Source organism: Aeromonas sp. 55A (genome assembly GCF_051919665.1).
GTDB classification, from domain to species: domain Bacteria; phylum Pseudomonadota; class Gammaproteobacteria; order Enterobacterales; family Aeromonadaceae; genus Aeromonas; species Aeromonas veronii.
The window spans coordinates 3697148-3714933 of sequence record NZ_JBQBEH010000008.1 but is presented as its reverse complement, the minus strand read 5'-3'; the positions used below and the strand labels follow the sequence as shown (position 1 = coordinate 3714933).

The following is a 17786-nucleotide window of genomic DNA, read 5'->3' as shown; positions in this document are numbered from 1 at the left end:
AACATTTACTGGCGCGATTCCCTCTCCCCCTGGGATAGGGCAGGGTGAGGGGAATGGTTTTCACTGCCCCCCCCTCATCCCCGACCCTTCTCCCACAAGGGGAGATGCTAGTCACCAGCCAACATAAACAAAACGGGAGCCAATGTGGCTCCCGTTTTAGTTGGCATTATCTCTCTGGCTCGCCGCCAGCGTTGCAGATATTCACAGGCTGTTGTTGGCCAGATCAGCCAGCAATCCATCCACCAGTTTCAGGCGCATGGCGCGGTCCTGGGTCGGCACCTGGAAACGCAGCCGGGTTGGCCCGTCCATCTTGTAGACCCTTGGCTGGCTGGAGAGCAGCTTGACCAGATAGGCCGGATTGACCTTGGTCTCTTGCGTGAAGTCGAGATAGCCGCCGCGCTCGCTCATCTCCACCCGGCGAATGCCAAGGGCGGTGGCACGCTGGCGGAAGGCGGCCAGCTCCAGCAGGGTTTTGGTCGCCTCCGGCAAGAGACCAAAGCGGTCGATCAGCTCCACTTTGAGCTCCTGCAGCTCTTGCTCGTCCGCCGCACTTGCGATCCGCTTGTACATGGAGAGGCGCATGTTGACGTCCGGAATATAGTCATCCGGCAGCAGCGCAGGCAGGCGCAGTTCTACCTCGGTGTGCTGGCTCATCAGCTGCTCCAGCGACGGCTCCTTGCCATTTTTCAGTGCCTCGACCGCCTGCTCCAGCATCTCCATGTAGAGGGTGAAGCCGACCGATTCGATCTGGCCGCTCTGATCGTCGCCGAGCAGTTCGCCTGCGCCACGGATCTCCAGATCGTGGGTCGCCAGCGCAAACCCGGCGCCGAGATCTTCAAGCGAGGCGATCGCCTCCAGCCGCTTGGCCGCATCCTTGGTCATCAGCTTGGGATGGGGGGTGAGCAGGTAGGCATAGGCCTGATGATGAGAGCGACCAACCCGGCCACGCAGCTGGTGCAACTGGGCCAATCCCAGGTGATCCGCCCGATCCATGATGATGGTGTTGGCGCTCGGTACGTCGATACCGGTCTCGATAATGGTGGTGCAAACCAGCAGGTTGAAGCGCTGGTGGTAGAAGTCAGACATGATCCGCTCAAGGTCACGTTCGCGCATCTGGCCGTGGGCGATGCCGATGCGGGCCTCCGGCACTAATTCGGCAAGATCGGCGGCGCACTTCTCGATGCTCTCCACGTCGTTGTGCAGGTAGTAAACCTGACCACCACGCTTCAATTCCCGCAGCACCGCCTCGCGCACCACAGCCGGTTCGTGCTGGCGCACGAAGGTCTTGATGGCGAGTCGCTTGGCAGGCGGGGTGGCGATGATGGAGAGATCCCGCATGCCCGACATCGCCATGTTGAGGGTGCGCGGAATGGGGGTAGCGGTGAGAGTGAGGATATCCACATCGGCCCGCAGCGCCTTGATCTTCTCCTTCTGGCGCACCCCGAATCTGTGCTCCTCATCGACGATGAGCAGTCCCAGATCCTTGAAGGTGAGTTCGGAGCCGAGCAGCTTGTGGGTGCCGATGATGATATCCACCTTGCCTTCGGCCAATTCCTTCATCACAGCGCTCTGCTCTTTAGCGGAGCGGAAGCGGCTCAGCACCTCGACCCGCACCGGCCAGTTGGCGAAGCGGTCGCGGAAGTTGTCGTAGTGCTGCTGGGCGAGCAGGGTGGTGGGCACCAGCACGGCAACCTGCTTGCCGCCGTGTACGGCCACAAACGCCGCCCGCATCGCCACTTCGGTCTTGCCAAAACCCACGTCGCCGCACACCAGTCGGTCCATGCTCTTGGCCTGACACATGTCCCCCAGCACCGCATTGATGGCGTTGAGCTGATCGTCGGTCTCCTCGAATGGGAAGCTTGCAGCAAACTGGCGATAGGCCTCTTTGTCGTGCTTGAAGGCAAAACCGGCGCGAGCGGCGCGATGAGCGTAGACATCCAGCAACTCGGCTGCCACGTCGCGCACCTTCTCCGCCGCCTTGCGCCGTGCCTTGCTCCAGGCCTCGCCGCCGAGCTTGTGGCTGGGCGGGTTATCAGAACCGGTATAGCGGCTGATAAGGTGCAAACTGGTGACCGGCACGAACAGCTTGTCGCCGCCGGCATATTCGAGAGTCAAAAACTCGGTGGGCAGACCACCGGCGTCGATGGTTTCGAGCCCCAGATAGCGGCCGACCCCGTGATCCAGATGGACCACCGGCTGGCCCTGGGTCAGCTCGCCCAGGTTTCTGATCACTGCATCGGAGCTTAAGTTTTTGCTCTTCTCCCGCGCTCGCTTGCTGCGCACCTTGCCGCCCAGCAGCTCGGTCTCGGTGATCAGCGCCAGTGGATCCTGACCTGCCTCCTGCCACAGGAAGCCACGCTCAAGCGGTGCAACCAGCAAGCCGTGTCGATCCGGGCTCGCCATAAAGGCGTCAAGGGAGGGGAACTCTTTAGGTTGCAGCGAGATACGCGCCAGCAGATCGCCGAGCACCTCCCGTCGCCCTTCGGATTCCACCGCAAACAGGGTGCGCCCGGCAAAGCCTTGCAGGAACTGGTTGAGCGCCAGCAAGGGTTGCTCCTTGCTGTGATCGAGTTGCAGGTCGGGCAGCGCCGAGATAGGCAGATCGTGCTGACCAGCATCGCCCGCAGTGGCGGCCTCTTGCAGCCGCACCGCGCCATATTGGCCCAGAGAGGCAAAGAGCTGCTCCACCGGCAGATAGAGCTGGGCCGGGGGTAGCAGGGGGCGAGTATTGTCCCAGCGTCTGTCTTCATAGCGCTGGCCGATATCGTTCCAGAAACGCTGGGCGGCGGGGTAGATATCCCCCACGGTGAGCAGCAGGGTCTCTTCCGGCAGGTAGTCAAACAGGCTGGCGGTCTGGTTGAAGAAGAGCGGCAGATAATACTCGATGCCGGCGGGCCAGCGCCCCTTGCTCACCTCCTGATAGACGGAGCCCTCGGCCCGCGACAGCTCGAACTGCTCGCGGAACTGGCCGCGAAACAGCTCGATGGCTGCCTCGTCGGTGGGGTATTCCCGAGCGGGCAGCAGGCTGACCGTCTTGACCGGTTCGCTGGAGCGCTGGGTCTCGGGATCGAATGGGCGGATGGAGTCCACTTCATCGTCGAAGAAGTCGATGCGATAGGGGCTGCTACTGCCCATGGGGAAGAGATCGAGCAGGGAGCCGCGGGCGGCAAATTCGCCATGTTCCAGCACCTGATCCACCGCCACGTAACCCGCCTCGGCCAGGCGGCCGCGCAGCTGTTGCAGATTGAGGCGCTGACCGGCCTTCACCATCAGGCTGTATTTGTCGAGATAGACCCGGGGGGCACAGCGCAGCATCAGGGTGGAGATGGGGACAATCAATACCCCCTTGCTCATCTGCGGCAGCTTGTAGAGGGTCTCGAGCCTTTGGGAGATGATGTCCTGATGGGGAGAGAAGGTGTCGTAGGGCAGGGTCTCCCAATCGGGGAACAGCAATACGGGGGCGGACTGATCGGCTAGCTGTTTGTCTGCCAGCAAATACTGCAGCTCCTGCTCCAGGCGCAGGGCGCTCGGGGTATCGGCGGTGATAAGCAGTACCGGCCCCTTGGCTTCACTGGTGAGACGGGCTGCAATCAGCGAGAGGCTGCTGCCGACCAGCTGGCCGAGCGTGATCTTTTGGCCCGCTTTGGCGGGCAAGGCGGGGAGTATCATTGGCATGGTTCGATTCTTTTAACGTTGACGTTATCTATCGCTGACGTTCGCTTTGGTTAGCGCTGACGTTCTTGGGCGCGCAGTTTGAGCTGTTTCGATTGCACGTGGAGGCTGGCACGAACCAGCAGTTCACGGTCATCTTCGCGGATCCGCACATAGTCGAGCTGCACATGGGTGCCATGTTCACCGCCGTCGAGCTGTTTGACCTGGCCATAGCAGTAGATGGCGGCGGCCTCTTCGCGCAGGAAGATCTTGAGACGCACGATCTGGTGCAGGTGCGGCGCATCCCCGTGACCATGATAGGGGTGCAGGTAGGTGAGTTGACCTGCCCCGAAGCGCAGGGTGTGAAAGCGCTGCTCCGGATGGTCTTGCAGGGAGAGCACATAGCCCATGATCATGTCGATCTTGCGGGACTGCTGATTGACGATCTCGATCAGATCGTGCATCGACTCGTTCTGGTTGCGCAGCAGGCGAGTAGTCACCAGATCGATGGAGGTAATGGCCGAAGAGATCCGAAAGGGCTCCGGCAGCTCAGCGTCCAGCTCCTCCAGCGAAGGGAGGTGGAAGTCGGCCGGCATGGGGATCACATTGACCGGCGTGGCATGAGTGACGCTGAAGAACTGTTCCTGCATGGAGGCTATCCCTTGTTGTCATGGACGGTTTCCCTTTATTATCCGGTATCTTATTTTGTTGGCAACGTACATATCCTTGAAGACCGGACTTTTTCAGCCCCTTTCGCTGGCCATCGGCCTGCGTTATGCAGGCTCGAAGCGCAGCAATCGCTTCGTCTCATTTATCTCCCTGTTCTCTACCTTTGGCATTGCCATCGGGGTCGCCGCTCTGATGGTGGTCATTTCGGTGATGAACGGTTTCGAAGGGCAGCTCAAAGGGCGCATCCTCGGGGTGATCCCCCATGTGGTGGTGACCAATCAGGCTGGCCGTATTGATGCCGACCCGCAAGGCTTGCCGGATCTGGCCAAATTACCCCATGTGGTTGCCTCGGCCCCCATGCTCGACAGCGAAGGGATGCTGCAAAGCCCCGGCCAGCTGACCGGGGTGAGTGTGCAGGGGATCGACCCTGCGAAGTGGCCCAAGGATGACATCCTCCACAGCCAGATGCTGGGGGGGCGCCTCGATACCCTGCAGGCCGGCCACTACCGCATCGTGCTGGGGCAGGGGGTGGCACGCCGCCTCAATGTCTCCATCGGCGATCAGGTTCGTCTGATCCTGACCGAAGGGACCCGCTTCACCCCGTTTGGCCGGGTACCGGCCCAGCGCCTCTTTACCGTCTCCGGTATCTTCGGGGTTGGCGCCGATGTGGATAACCAGATTGCGCTGATCGCCCTGGGGGATGCCCAGCGGCTGCTGCGTCTGCCGCCAGAAACCGTCGGTGGCATTCGCCTCTGGTTCGATGATCCGTTTGCGGCCGATGAGGTGATCAAGACGCCGTTGCCTGACGGATTGGTCTGGCAGGATTGGCGCCGCGAGCGGGGCGAGCTGTTCCAGGCGGTCGCCATGGAAAAACGGATGATGGGGCTGATGCTAGTGCTGATCATCGCCGTCGCTACCTTCAACATCCTCTCCGCGCTGGTGATGGTGGTGACGGACAAGGAGGGCGAAGTGGCCATCCTGCGCACCATGGGTATGAGTGAATCAGGGATCGTTAAAATCTTCATGGTGCTTGGCGCCTCCAGCGGGGTGATTGGCGCCCTGTTTGGCGGACTGGCAGGCCTTGCGCTCTCCCTGGGTCTCAACCCTCTGCTCAATGCGGTGGGGCTCAACCTCTATATGGCGGCGGGCGGCAGTGGCCTGCCGGTGATTGTCGAGCCGGCTCAGGTCATCACCATCTTGCTGGGCGCCGTGCTGCTGAGCTTCAGTGCCACCCTCTATCCGGCGGCCCGCGCTGCGCGGGTGAAACCGGCCGAGGCGCTGCGTTATGAGTAATGCCGTGAATAATACATCTTCTGTTGTGACTGGTGCCCCCGTAGTTGCGGGTGCCAGCGTTGTTACCGAGGCAAGTGGAGCCCCTGTTATGAATGAAGCCGTATCCCGTGAACCTCTGCTGCGCTGCCAGGCGCTCAATCATGTCTATAAAGAGGGGGAGCTGGAGACTCAGGTGCTCAAGGGGATCGATCTCTGCGTCGCGCCCGGTGAAATGCTGGCGGTGGTGGGGAGCTCGGGCTCCGGCAAGACCACTCTGCTGCATCTGATGGGGGCGCTGGACAACCCCTCCAGCGGCGCCGTGCTGTTCAAGGGGGAGGATATCCACCATTGGGACAGCCGTAGCCAGGCCCGTTTTCGCAACCGCGAGCTGGGCTTTGTCTACCAGTTCCACCACCTGCTCTCCGAGTTCAGTGCGCTGGAAAATGCGGCCATGCCGCTGCTGATCGCCGGTGAGTCGGTGGCGGTTGCCACCGAAAAGGCAACCAAGATGCTGGGGCGGGTGGGGCTCTCCCATCGCTTGAATCACCGTCCCTCCGAGCTCTCCGGTGGCGAACGTCAGCGGGTGGCGATCGCCCGGGCGCTGGTCAACGAACCGAGTCTGGTGCTGGCGGATGAGCCTACCGGCAATCTGGATCACGCCAGTGCCACCGCGGTGTACGAACTGCTGTGTGAACTGAATCGTGAACTGGGCACTGCGTTTGTGGTAGTGACTCACGACTTGAGCCTCGCGGCCAAGCTCCATCGCCGAGTGACCCTGGTGAGCGGCGTGATGGCGGAGGTTGCCTGATGTTCAAACCGCTGCCCCTCTTTCTGGGCCTGCGTTACAGCCGCTCCCGCCGTCGCAACGGGTTTATCGCCTTTATCTCTGCCTCTTCCCTGATCGGTATTGCCCTCGGGGTGATGGCGTTGATCCTGGGCCTCTCCGCCATGAACGGTTTCGAGCGGGAGCTTAAAGATCGGGTGCTCTCGGTCGTGCCGCAAGGTGAGCTGGACGCCGTCGAGCGGCCGCTGCCGGATTGGCCACGTCTGCGTGACTATCTGCTGGCCCAGCCGGGCGTTGAGGCGGCTGCGCCGGTCATTCGCCTCAATGGCCTGCTGGAGCATGGCTCTGCCCTCAAGGGGGTGCAACTGCGCGCCGTGCTGCCCGATCTGGAAGCCAATCTGTCGGATGCCGGCAAATACATGACGGGCCGTGGTCTGCGTGAGCTGCAACCGGGTGAACGTGGGGTGATCCTTGGCAAGACCATCGCCGACAAGCTGGGGGTCAAGGTGGGGGATTCTGTTGCCCTGCTGCTGCCGCAAGGGGGCGATCAGGCGGGGATCAAGAATCCCCGCCGCGAAGCCCTGACCGTGGTCGGGCTGCTGGAGATCGGCGGTCAGCTCGACGGCCTGCTCGGCTTTATGCATCTGGCCGATGCGCAAGCGATCACCGGCATGGGCAGCGATGTGGAGGGCTTCAGCCTGCGGGTGAGCGATGTGCTTAATGCACAAAATATTACGATCGCCGCGGCGCAGCAGTTCCCTCATCACGTCTATATCCGCAGCTGGATGAACAGCCAGGGCTACCTCTATCAGGACATCCAGATGGTGCGTACCGTCATGTATGTGGTGATGCTGATGGTGGTGGCCGTGGCCTGCTTCAATATCGTCTCCACCCTGGTGATGGCGGTGAACGAGAAGCGCAGCGAAATCGCCATCCTGAAGACCATGGGGGCGAGCCCTGGCCAGATCCGGCTTACCTTCGTCATTCAGGGGATGGTCAACGGCGTGGCCGGTGCCCTGCTCGGCGCCCTGCTGGGCGGGCTGCTTTCGAGCAAGCTGACCCAGATCCTGGGTGTCATCGAGAAGCTTATTGGCCACCGCTTCCTCAATCCGGATATCTACTTTATCGACTTTTTGCCGACCGAGTTGCATATGCAGGATCTGCTCATCGTGACGGGCGCCGCCATCCTGATGAGCCTGGTGGCTACCCTCTATCCCGCCTGGCGGGCGAGCGGTCTGGTACCGTCCCGCGAGCTGGGGCACTGATGCGCCGTATCTAATGCGCCATAAATAACGAAGGGCCCGTCGGTGTTAAACCGGCGGGCCCTTCTGTTTTCTGGTCATGTAGACTGGCTTAGTGAGCGTTCAGCTCATCGAGTGGCAGGGAGAAGCTGGCCACGAAGGTGTCGATAAAGTAGCGCATCTCCTCGCTCATCCGCGCTGCCAGCATGGCCTCAAGGCGTTTGCGAGCCGGTTCGAACTCCCGGTTGCCCGCGTTGATCTCCTCCAGACACTTGGTATAGGCGCAGAGGGTGTCGGCATCCTTGACCAGTCTGGCCAGCTCGTCATCCTGGGCTGCCGAATCGAGCAGGGGGCGAAAGTCATCGATCAGTTCTGGCGGCAGCATGCCAAGCAGACGCTGTTCGGCGGCCAGTTCTATCTTCTTGTACTCGCGGGCAATTTCGGGGTTGAAGTATTTGACCGGGGTAGGCAGATCGCCGGTCAGCACCTCGCTGCTATCGTGGTAGAGGGCCATCACGGCGGCGCGATCGGCATTCACGCTGCCGCCAAACAGTCGATTTTTGATGATGCCTAGGGCATGGGCCACCATGGCCACCTGCAGGCTGTGCTCGGCAATGTTTTCCGGCTGGATGTTGCGCATCAGGGGCCAGCGGTAGATGAGTTTCATGCGGGCGAGATTGGCGAAAAAGTGGCTGGGTAACATGATGGCCTCAACAAAAGAGAATAGAAAAGGGCAGACCCTAGTCTGCCCTTTTTTTCGTTGCAGGGCAGCGTCTGCCCGCGCATTTCCCGCAGTTAGCGGATATAGCGGCCCGATTCAGCCTCCTGATTGGTCACAATCATCTGGCCAATGGGCGCTAGGCTGATCAGCGCCAGCTTGAGGTGCTGGATACCGAACGGAATACCGATAATGGTCACGAAGCAGGCCAGTGCGGAAGCGATGTGGCCTATGGCCAGCCAGACACCGATCAGCACGAACCAGAGGATGTTGCCAATCAGCCCCAGAGTGCCGGTGCCGATATCGCTCTGGCCAGTCATGGTCTTGCGATTGACCGCCTGCTTGCCAAACGGGAAGAAGGTAAAGGTGCCGATCACGAAGCAGGCACGTCCCCAGGGGATGCCGACCAGCGAGATAAAGCAGACAAGACCGGCCAGCCACCAGGCCAGGCCCATAAAGACACCTCCCAGTACAAACCAGAGCAGATTGAACAAGAAGCGGAAAAAGGCCATGTGAGTGACTCCAGATCATCAATTTGGTTGCCACCATAACGAGGGAGGGGTAGGGACGCAATGGTTGATTGGTTCAATCGCCATTTGGCTGGTCAAATTGAGTCGCCGCCCGCAACGGTGGGCTGTGTTTCGGCGAAAGATGGGTAATAAAGCGGCGTTCAGATGAAAAAAGGTGAGCAAACGCAAAATTATTGCCATCGTATAGTTGAAGTCTGGCACCTATCTCCCCATATAAAGGGCAGTTTTGCACGAATTGTGCTTGCACGCCGCTCAATGTGGGGGATGTGTGGCTCGACTCGACCAAAGTGCGCCGCTATAATGCCGCGTCATATTTTCTCATCACAAAGACATATCGTTGTCTTTATAAACAGGAAGACTCCGGGCTTTGCCCAGGGGCAATAAAGGGTCAGCACACAGTGCTGAGTTGAACGAGGTAGAAGAATGCAAGTTTCTGTAGAGACAACCCAGGGTCTGGAACGCCGTCTTACCATCACTGTACCGGCCGCTACCGTAGACGCCGCTGTGCGTAAAGAATTGAATGGCCTGGCCAAAACTCGTCGCATCGACGGTTTCCGTCCTGGCAAGGCTCCGGTTGCCATCATCAAGAAGATGTTCGGCGCCATGGCTCACGCCCGCGTTGCTGATGAAATGATGCAGAGCAACTTCATCAAAGCCATCATCGAAAACAAACTGAGCCCGGCCGGTGCCCCGACCATGGACCCGAAAGAGATCAAAGAAGGTCAGGATTTCGAGTTCACCGCCACTTTTGAAGTGTATCCGGAGTTCGAAGTTGCAGGTCTCGAGACCATCAAGGTCGAGAAGCCGGTTGCGACCGTGAAGGATGAAGATCTGGCCAACATGATCGACACCCTGCGCAAGCAGCACGCTACCTGGGCTGATGCCGATGTTGCCGCTGCCAATGGTATGCGTGTGACCATGGACTTCGTCGGTTCCATCGCCGGTGAAGAGTTCGACGGCGGCAAAGCTGAAGGCTTCAACCTGGTGCTGGGCGCTGGCCGCATGATCCCGGGCTTCGAAGACGCCATCCTGGGCAAGAAAGCGGGCGACGAGTTCACCATCGAAGTGACCTTCCCGGCTGACTACCACGCTGAAAACCTGAAAGGCAAAGAAGCCAAGTTCGCTTCCAAGCTGATCAAGGTTGAAGAGCAGATCCTGCCTGAGCTGACCGAAGAGTTCGTGAAGCGTTTCGGTATCGAAAGCGGTTCTGTTGAAGAGCTGAAAGCCGAAGTGCGCAAGAACATGGAGCGCGAACTGGCTCAAGCCCTGAAAAACAGCGTGAAAGAGCAGGTTCTGAACGGTCTGGTTGAAGCCAACCAAATCGACCTGCCGAAAGCAGCTGTTGCTCAAGAGATCGACGCACTGCGTCAGCAGGCTCTGCAGCGCTTCGGTGGCTTCCAGGGCGGCAACGCTCCCGAGCTGCCGGCTGAACTGTTCCAAGCTCAAGCCGAGCGTCGTGTACGCGTAGGCCTGCTGCTGGGTGACGTGATCCGCACCAACGAGATCAAGGCTGACGATGCCCGTGTAAACAGCATCATCGAGTCCATGGCGACTGCCTACGAAGATCCGAAGGAAGTGATCGAGTACTACCAGAAGAACGAACAGATGCTGAACGGCGTTCGTAACCTGGCAGTAGAAGATCAAGCCATCGACCTGATCCTGTCCAAAGCGCAAGTGACCGAAAAAGAAGTTGCCTTTGACGAAGTGATCAACAAGTCTGGCGCCGCTGCCTAAGAACATTTGACTTAAGGTCAAGACTGTTAAGTATAATGGCTCGTGTGATCTCCACTCGGGCCATTTTATTTTAGGGACAATGCCTTATGTACAAGAACTATAACGATATGACCGATTCTCCCAGCAATGCGCTGGTCCCCATCGTGGTCGAACAGACTGCCAAGGGTGAACGTTCCTACGATATTTACTCCCGTCTGCTGAAAGAGCGGGTGATCTTCCTGACTGGTCAGGTTGAAGATCACATGGCCAATCTGGTGGTGGCTCAGCTGCTGTTCCTCGAATCCGAGAATCCGGACAAGGACATCTATATCTACATCAACTCGCCGGGTGGTTCGGTGACTGCGGGCATGTCCATCTACGACACCATGCAGTTCATCAAGCCGGATGTCAGCACCGTCTGCATGGGGCAGGCCTGCTCCATGGGTGCCTTCCTGCTGGCCGGTGGCGCCAAGGGCAAGCGTTTCTGCCTGCCTAACGCCCGCGTGATGATCCACCAGCCGCTGGGTGGCTTCCAGGGTCAGGCATCTGATATCCAGATCCACGCCCAGGAGATCCTGAAGATCAAAAATACCCTGAACGAGCGCCTGGCGTTCCACACCGGTCAAGACATGGCTACCATCGAGCGTGACACCGATCGTGACAACTTCATGTCCGCCGAGCAGGCCGTGGCCTATGGTCTGGTAGACGGTGTCCTGAGCCAGCGTAGCTGAGCAGGGTGTCCCGGTCTGTTGTAAACTCAACAGGCCGATCCATCCTCTATTGATAAAACGAGGTTGCTGAATGACAGAGAAACGCAAGGGTGAGGGTGATAAGCTGCTCTACTGCTCTTTTTGCGGCAAAAGCCAGCATGAAGTGCGCAAGCTGATCGCTGGCCCTTCCGTCTACATATGTGATGAGTGCGTCGAGCTGTGCAACGACATCATCCGCGAAGAGATCCGCGAGATCTCGCCCAAGCGCGATGGTAACGAGCTGCCGACCCCTCATCAGATCCGCGCTCATCTCGATGACTATGTGATCGGGCAAGAGTACGCCAAGAAGGTGTTGGCTGTAGCCGTCTACAACCACTACAAGCGTCTGCGCAACAGCGGCGAAAACAGTGGTGTGGAGCTCGGCAAATCCAACATTCTGCTGATTGGCCCGACCGGTAGCGGTAAAACCCTGCTGGCCGAGACTCTGGCTCGTCTGCTGGATGTGCCGTTCACCATGGCCGATGCGACCACCCTGACCGAAGCCGGTTATGTGGGCGAGGATGTGGAGAACATCATCCAGAAGCTGCTGCAAAAGTGCGACTACGACGTAGAGAAAGCCCAGCGTGGCATCGTCTACATCGACGAGATCGACAAGATCTCCCGCAAGTCGGACAACCCCTCCATCACCCGCGATGTCTCCGGGGAAGGGGTACAGCAGGCACTGCTCAAGCTGATCGAAGGGACCATCGCTTCCGTGCCGCCGCAAGGTGGTCGCAAGCATCCGCAGCAGGAGTTCTTGCAGGTTGATACCTCCAAGATCCTCTTTATCTGTGGCGGTGCCTTTGCCGGTCTGGACAAGGTGATCGAGCAGCGTTCCGTGAAGGGAACCGGTATCGGTTTTGGCGCCGAGGTGAAATCCAAGGATGCCAAGGCCACCCTGAGCGAGACCTTCGCCAAGGTGGAGCCGGAAGATCTGATCAAATATGGTCTGATCCCCGAGTTCATCGGCCGTTTGCCGGTGGTCGCGACCCTGACCGAGCTGGACGAGTCTGCCCTTATCCAGATCCTGAAAGAGCCGAAAAACGCGCTGACCAAACAGTACGCTGCGTTGTTCGATCTGGAAGGGGTTGAACTGGAGTTCCGTGACGACGCACTCAACGCCATTGCCCGCAAGGCGATGGAGCGTAAAACCGGTGCTCGTGGTCTGCGTTCCATCGTGGAAGCCGTGCTGCTGGATACCATGTATGACCTGCCTTCTCTGGAAGGGGTCAGCAAGGTGGTGATCGACGAGACCGTGATCAAAGGGGACTCTGCGCCCTTGATGATCTACGAAAATCCCGAAACCCAGGCTGCTGCATCAGAGTAAATGTCTGATTTTTAATCAAATGGAAGGGGCTTTTTGCCCCTTTCATGCTTTTTACGGTTTCGGCGATTGAATCTCATCTCAGCGCCCCCATATACTCAGCCAAGCGCTTTGCCAACGGTATAACAAGCCGAGAGGACATATATGAACCTAGAGCGTTCAGAACGCATCGAGATTCCCGTCCTGCCTCTTCGTGACGTGGTGGTTTATCCCCACATGGTCATTCCACTCTTTGTGGGGCGGGAAAAATCCATTCGCTGTCTGGAAGCGGCCATGGAGCAGGACAAGAAAGTTCTGCTGGTGGCCCAGAAGGATGCGTCAACCGATGAGCCAACGGTGGAGGAGATCTTCACCGTCGGGACAGTGGCCAATATTCTGCAGATGCTCAAGCTGCCGGACGGCACCGTCAAGGTGCTGGTAGAGGGGGGACAGCGTGCCCGCCTGGAGCGGATGATCGACGACAAGGATTTCTTTGTCTGCGAGGCCCAGTACATCCCCTCCCAAGCCATTGAGGAGAAGGATCAGGAAGTACTGGTTCGCTCCGCCATCGGCCAGTTTGAAGGCTATATCAAGCTCAACAAGAAGATCCCGCCCGAGGTACTGACCTCGATCTCGGCGATCGACGATGCTGCGCGTCTGGCTGACACCATGGCGGCCCACATGCCGCTCAAGCTGGAAGACAAGCAGAAGGTGCTGGAGATCGTCTCGGTCTCCGAGCGCATCGAATTCCTGATGGCGATGATGGAGTCGGAAATTGACCTGCTGCAGGTCGAGAAGCGCATCCGTACTCGCGTCAAGAAGCAGATGGAAAAGAGCCAGCGCGAGTATTACCTCAACGAGCAGATGAAGGCCATCCAGAAAGAGCTGGGTGAGCTGGAAGATAGCCCGGATGAGTTTGAAGCCCTCAATCGTAAGATTGAAGAGGCTGGCATGCCGGAAGATGCCCGTGAAAAGGCCCAGGCCGAGCTTGCCAAGCTGAAGATGATGTCTCCCATGTCCGCCGAGGCTACCGTGGTTCGCAGCTATGTGGACTGGATGGTACAGGTGCCGTGGAAGGCGCGATCCAAGGTCAAGAAAGATCTTGGCAAGGCGCAAGAGGTGCTGGATGCCGATCACTATGGCCTCGAGAAGGTCAAGGATCGCATCCTCGAATATCTGGCGGTACAGGCACGGGTGAACAAGCTCAAGGGCCCCATCCTCTGTCTGGTTGGGCCTCCCGGTGTGGGCAAGACCTCGCTGGGCCAATCCATCGCCAAGGCGACAGGCCGCAAATATGTGCGGATGGCCCTCGGTGGGGTGCGTGACGAAGCGGAGATCCGCGGTCACCGCCGTACCTATATTGGTTCCATGCCCGGCAAGCTTATCCAGAAGATGGCGAAAGTCGGCGTGAAGAACCCGCTGTTCCTGCTCGACGAGATCGACAAGATGAGCTCGGACATGCGTGGCGATCCCGCATCCGCCTTGCTGGAAGTGCTGGATCCGGAACAGAACAACAGCTTCAACGATCACTATCTGGAAGTGGATTACGACCTGTCGGACGTCATGTTCGTGGCCACTTCCAACTCCATGAACATCCCGGGTCCGTTGCTGGACCGTATGGAAGTGATCCGTCTCTCCGGTTACACCGAAGATGAGAAGCTCAACATTGCCAAGCAGCATCTGGTTGCCAAGCAGATCCAGCGCAACGGCCTGAAAGCCTCCGAGATCACCATCGAAGATTCTGCCCTGGTCGGAGTGATCCGCTACTACACCCGCGAGGCGGGGGTGCGGAGTCTGGAGCGCGAGATCTCCAAGATTTGTCGCAAGGCGGTCAAGCGCATCCTGCTGGACAAGAGCATCAAGCATGTTCAGGTCAATCAGGAGAACCTCAAGGAGTTCCTCGGGGTGCAGCGTTTCGATTACGGCAAGGCCACCGACCAGAACCAGGTGGGTCAGGTGTGTGGTCTGGCGTGGACCGAAGTAGGGGGCGATCTGCTCACCATCGAGACCACCAACATGCCGGGCAAGGGCAAGCTCACTTATACCGGTTCCCTTGGTGACGTGATGCAGGAGTCCATCCAGGCGGCTATGACGGTCGTACGGGCCCGTGCCGAGAAGCTGCGCATCAACGCCGACTTCTACGAGAAGCGCGATATCCACGTGCACGTACCGGAAGGGGCAACCCCGAAAGATGGTCCGAGCGCCGGTATCGCCATGTGTACCGCCCTGGTCTCCAGCTTGACCGGTAATCCGGTTCGTGCTGATGTGGCGATGACAGGGGAGATCACCTTGCGCGGCGAAGTGCTGCCCATCGGTGGTCTCAAGGAGAAGTTGCTGGCAGCCCACCGTGGCGGCATCAAGCGAGTGCTTATTCCGAAAGAGAACGAGCGTGACCTTGAGGAGATCCCGGCAAACGTCAAACAAGACCTTGAAATTTATCCGGTTCGCTGGATTGACGAGGTGCTGGAATTGGCGTTGCAGGACAATCCACAGGGGTTTGAGCGCGTTTCTGTCGTGTAAATGTTGATGCGCCGCAAATTTGGCGCATTCGGCGGGTGGTTAAGGCTTGCATGCGCCCGATAACGGAAGTAGCCTTGACCACCGATCGGGTACTCGTGATGAGTCGCAATGCGTTGTGTGGCGCGGGTTTGCGCCAGATTGTCACTTGCAACTGATCAGGAGGCTTGCTATAAAACCTCCACTTGTTGTGGCCAGGGAAATCAGCGCCGCAGCGGTGTTTGATAAAAGGGGAATATAAGAGTGAATAAATCTCAACTGATTGACAAGATTGCAGACGGTGCCGATATCTCCAAAGCTGCCGCTGGCCGTGCGTTGGATGCCTTCATTGATGCTGTTGGTGAAGCGCTGAAAGAGGGTGACCAGGTTGCTCTGGTTGGTTTCGGTACTTTCGCTGTACGCGAGCGTGCTGCCCGTTCAGGCCGTAACCCGCAGACTGGCGCGACCATCGAAATCGCTGCTGGTAAAGTTCCTGCCTTCAAAGCCGGTAAGGCCCTGAAAGACGCTGTTAACTAAGTCGGTCGCTGATATCCGTCGGCTACCGTCCTTGGTCGCAGACCAGACAAGTTAGAGAGTCTTCTCTCATACTGATTGACCAAGGCGCATCGCAATCGGTGCGCCTTTTTATTGTTTACGCCCATCGAGTTCGGGAGCATAAGTACAAACATGATGTTGGATAAACTACGCGAAGGGGCGCAGGGCAAGGTAGCCAAGGTTATCTTGGGCCTGATCATCCTCTCCTTTGCCTTGGCTGGTGTAGGTAGTTACCTGAACGGCCCGGCCCGTACCGCCCCCGCCACCGTCAATGGCACCGAGATCAGTGCTGCGGCACTGGAAAATGCCTACCGTAACGAGCGCGCCCGCATGGAATCCCAGATGGGAGAGGCATTCAGCCAGCTGGCCGCGAACCCCGATTACATGAAACAGTTCCGCCGCGGTGTGCTGGATCGGCTGATCGACCAGGCTCTGCTGGACAGCAAGGCCCGTGAACTGGGTCTGCGCATCAGTGACGAGCAGATCAAGCAAGCCATCGTAGCGATGCCGGAGTTTGCCGAGAACGGCAAGTTCAACAATGACCGTTACCTGCAACTGATCCGTCGTGCCGGCATGACTCCCGAAATGTTCCGTGACTCCCTGCGTCAGGACATGGTGCGTCAACAGTTGATGAGCGCCCTGCTGGGCACCGAATTCTCCCTCAAGGGTGAAGCGGAGCAGCTCGACAAGCTCTACAACCAGACTCGCGATCTGCGTCTGGTGCGTCTGGCTGCTGCCAACTACATGGCTGACGTTCAGGTCTCCGACAACGAGCTGGAGCAGTACTACAAGACCAATGGCGCCCGTTTCATGAACGACGAGCAGGTCAAGGTCGACTATCTGCTGCTGGACGCTGCCAACCTCGCCAAGGATATCAAGGTCACCGAGCAGGATGCCCAGGATTACTACGATCAGCACCAGGATCTGTTCCAGCGTGCCGAGCGTCGCCACGTGGCTCACATCCTTATCCCGTTTGGCAAGGATGAGAAAGCGGCCGAGCAGAAAGCAGAAGCCGTGCTGGCCAAAGCCAAGGCGGGCGATGATTTCGCCGCGCTGGCCAAGGCTGACTCTTCCGATACCTTCTCTGCCAAAAAAGGCGGCGAGCTGGACTGGTTCGAGAAAGGGGTGATGGATCCGGCCTTCGAGAAAGCCGCGTTCGCCCTGAACAAGGCTGGCGATCTCTCCGGCGTGGTGAAGAGCCCGTTCGGTTTCCACATCATCAAGCTGCTGGGGGTTGAAGCAGCCCAGACCAAGCCGTTTGCCGATGTGAAAGAAGAGACCATCACTCGTCTGCAAGCTGACAAGGCCAAGGAGAAATTCTTCGCCGAGCAGCAGAAGATGGCTGACAACAGCTTCGAAAACCCGGACTCGCTGGATCTGACCGCTGATGCCATGGGGATGAAGGTTCAATCTTCCGATTTCTTCACCCAGGCGACTGCTCCGGCTCCGCTGAACGATCCCAAGGTGCTCTCTGTTGCGTTCTCCGAACAGCTGCGCGATGACAACACTAACTCCGACGTGATCGAGCTGGCTGACGGCAAGGCGCTGGTGCTGCACATCACGGGTCACAAGCCCAAAGCGGTCAAGCCGCTGGCCGAGGTGAAAGAGCAGGTGATTGCCGCCATCAAGCATGACAAGGCTAGCGAAGTGGCCCGTGGCAAGGCCCAGGGCCTGCTGGACAAGCTGAAGGTCGGTGAGAGCATCACAGCCGATCTGACTGCACTCGGTCTGAAAGTGGAGACCCACAAAGGGGTTGCCCGCTTCGATCGCGAGCTGGATCAGAACCTGATTGCCCAGGCGTTCACGCTGCCCCATCCGATCGACGGCAAGCCGAGCGTGGCTCTGGTTGCCGAGACCAATGGTGACCGCGTTGTGGTTGCGCTGGACAAGGTCAACGTCCCTGCCGCCGCATCCGGTATGGCCGCCATGCTGCAAGCTCAGCTGGGTCAGGGCAAAGCCCAGGTGGATTACAAATCTCTGATCGACGAGTTGCGTAAAGCGGCCAAGATCGAGTACTTCACCAGCGTGGAAGCGACCGTCGAGTAATCGTCAGTTCAATTCAGTGAAAACGGCTCCTTGATGGAGCCGTTTTTTTATCTGTGGGC

General features: G+C 58.7%; 13 protein-coding genes. 9 read left to right on the top strand and 4 right to left on the bottom strand.

Going from position 1 to position 17786, the window contains the following annotated elements; genetic code table 11:
* Positions 1-201 precede the first annotated feature (201 nt).
* Together mfd and ACTG2G_RS21135 are read right to left on the bottom strand one after the other, a co-directional pair.
* Positions 202-3669: a transcription-repair coupling factor gene (mfd, locus tag ACTG2G_RS21140; RefSeq protein ID WP_439985922.1), complete on the bottom strand. Its 3468-nt coding sequence runs from the start codon at positions 3667-3669 to the stop codon at positions 202-204.
* Positions 3670-3725: 56 nt separating this feature from the next.
* Positions 3726-4301 (bottom strand): hypothetical protein, encoded by a 576-nt coding sequence (locus tag ACTG2G_RS21135; RefSeq protein ID WP_064336238.1) that lies wholly within the window; start codon positions 4299-4301, stop codon positions 3726-3728.
* Positions 4302-4377: 76 nt separating this feature from the next.
* On the opposite strand from ACTG2G_RS21135, the gene ACTG2G_RS21130 reads away from it, so the two are divergent.
* From ACTG2G_RS21130 to lolE, 3 genes are all read left to right on the top strand, one after another.
* Entirely contained in the window at positions 4378-5613 is a 1236-nt protein-coding gene (locus ACTG2G_RS21130) for a lipoprotein-releasing ABC transporter permease subunit (RefSeq protein WP_439985834.1), read from the top strand.
* Between the two features lie 88 nt (positions 5614-5701).
* Positions 5702-6400: a lipoprotein-releasing ABC transporter ATP-binding protein LolD gene (gene lolD / locus ACTG2G_RS21125; protein WP_421249221.1), complete on the top strand. Its 699-nt coding sequence runs from the start codon at positions 5702-5704 to the stop codon at positions 6398-6400.
* On the top strand, positions 6400-7641 hold the full coding sequence (lolE, locus tag ACTG2G_RS21120) for a lipoprotein-releasing ABC transporter permease subunit LolE (protein WP_421211283.1): 1242 nt from the start codon (positions 6400-6402) through the stop codon (positions 7639-7641). Before lolD ends, lolE begins: the two co-directional genes overlap by 1 nt.
* 88 nt (positions 7642-7729) lie before the next feature.
* Here the strand turns inward: lolE and yfbR are convergent, their stop codons facing one another.
* Both yfbR and ACTG2G_RS21110 read right to left on the bottom strand, forming a co-directional pair.
* Positions 7730-8320 (bottom strand): 5'-deoxynucleotidase, encoded by a 591-nt coding sequence (gene yfbR / locus ACTG2G_RS21115; protein WP_043825506.1) that lies wholly within the window; start codon positions 8318-8320, stop codon positions 7730-7732.
* A gap of 92 nt (positions 8321-8412) precedes the next feature.
* Complete coding sequence (locus tag ACTG2G_RS21110) at positions 8413-8847, bottom strand: YccF domain-containing protein (RefSeq protein ID WP_005336982.1); 435 nt, start codon at positions 8845-8847, stop codon at positions 8413-8415.
* A gap of 441 nt (positions 8848-9288) precedes the next feature.
* Between ACTG2G_RS21110 and tig the strand changes: the two genes are divergently transcribed.
* From tig to ppiD, 6 genes are all read left to right on the top strand, one after another.
* The gene (gene tig, locus ACTG2G_RS21105; protein WP_421385911.1) at positions 9289-10599 is read left to right on the top strand and encodes a trigger factor; all 1311 of its coding nucleotides are present in this window, start codon (positions 9289-9291) and stop codon (positions 10597-10599) included.
* Positions 10600-10685: 86 nt separating this feature from the next.
* Positions 10686-11309, top strand: coding sequence for an ATP-dependent Clp endopeptidase proteolytic subunit ClpP (gene clpP / locus ACTG2G_RS21100; RefSeq protein WP_005336979.1), 624 nt, complete (start codon positions 10686-10688; stop codon positions 11307-11309).
* 70 nt (positions 11310-11379) lie between these two features.
* Positions 11380-12654, top strand: coding sequence for an ATP-dependent protease ATP-binding subunit ClpX (gene clpX, locus ACTG2G_RS21095; protein ID WP_005336977.1), 1275 nt, complete (start codon positions 11380-11382; stop codon positions 12652-12654).
* 141 nt (positions 12655-12795) lie between these two features.
* Positions 12796-15150 carry an endopeptidase La gene (gene lon, locus ACTG2G_RS21090; RefSeq protein WP_139412025.1) on the top strand — a complete coding sequence of 785 codons (2355 nt, stop codon included), beginning with the start codon at positions 12796-12798 and terminating at the stop codon, positions 15148-15150.
* A gap of 240 nt (positions 15151-15390) precedes the next feature.
* Complete coding sequence (gene hupB / locus ACTG2G_RS21085; RefSeq protein ID WP_005315375.1) at positions 15391-15663, top strand: nucleoid-associated protein HU-beta; 273 nt, start codon at positions 15391-15393, stop codon at positions 15661-15663.
* 150 nt (positions 15664-15813) lie between these two features.
* Positions 15814-17727: a peptidylprolyl isomerase gene (gene ppiD, locus ACTG2G_RS21080; protein ID WP_058057477.1), complete on the top strand. Its 1914-nt coding sequence runs from the start codon at positions 15814-15816 to the stop codon at positions 17725-17727.
* Positions 17728-17786: the final 59 nt, after the last annotated feature.

Bases quoted from the DNA above. Each gene is read 5' to 3' on its own strand.
- mfd (WP_439985922.1), bottom strand. From the start codon at position 3,669: ATGATACTCCCCGCCTTGCCCGCCAAAGCGGGCCAAAAGATCACGCTC.
- ACTG2G_RS21135 (WP_064336238.1), bottom strand. From the start codon at position 4,301: ATGCAGGAACAGTTCTTCAGCGTCACTCATGCCACGCCGGTCAATGTG.
- lolD (WP_421249221.1), top strand. From the start codon at position 5,702: ATGAATGAAGCCGTATCCCGTGAACCTCTGCTGCGCTGCCAGGCGCTC.
- lolE (WP_421211283.1), top strand. From the start codon at position 6,400: ATGTTCAAACCGCTGCCCCTCTTTCTGGGCCTGCGTTACAGCCGCTCC.
- yfbR (WP_043825506.1), bottom strand. From the start codon at position 8,320: ATGTTACCCAGCCACTTTTTCGCCAATCTCGCCCGCATGAAACTCATC.
- ACTG2G_RS21110 (WP_005336982.1), bottom strand. From the start codon at position 8,847: ATGGCCTTTTTCCGCTTCTTGTTCAATCTGCTCTGGTTTGTACTGGGA.
- tig (WP_421385911.1), top strand. From the start codon at position 9,289: ATGCAAGTTTCTGTAGAGACAACCCAGGGTCTGGAACGCCGTCTTACC.
- clpP (WP_005336979.1), top strand. From the start codon at position 10,686: ATGTACAAGAACTATAACGATATGACCGATTCTCCCAGCAATGCGCTG.
- clpX (WP_005336977.1), top strand. From the start codon at position 11,380: ATGACAGAGAAACGCAAGGGTGAGGGTGATAAGCTGCTCTACTGCTCT.
- lon (WP_139412025.1), top strand. From the start codon at position 12,796: ATGAACCTAGAGCGTTCAGAACGCATCGAGATTCCCGTCCTGCCTCTT.
- ppiD (WP_058057477.1), top strand. From the start codon at position 15,814: ATGATGTTGGATAAACTACGCGAAGGGGCGCAGGGCAAGGTAGCCAAG.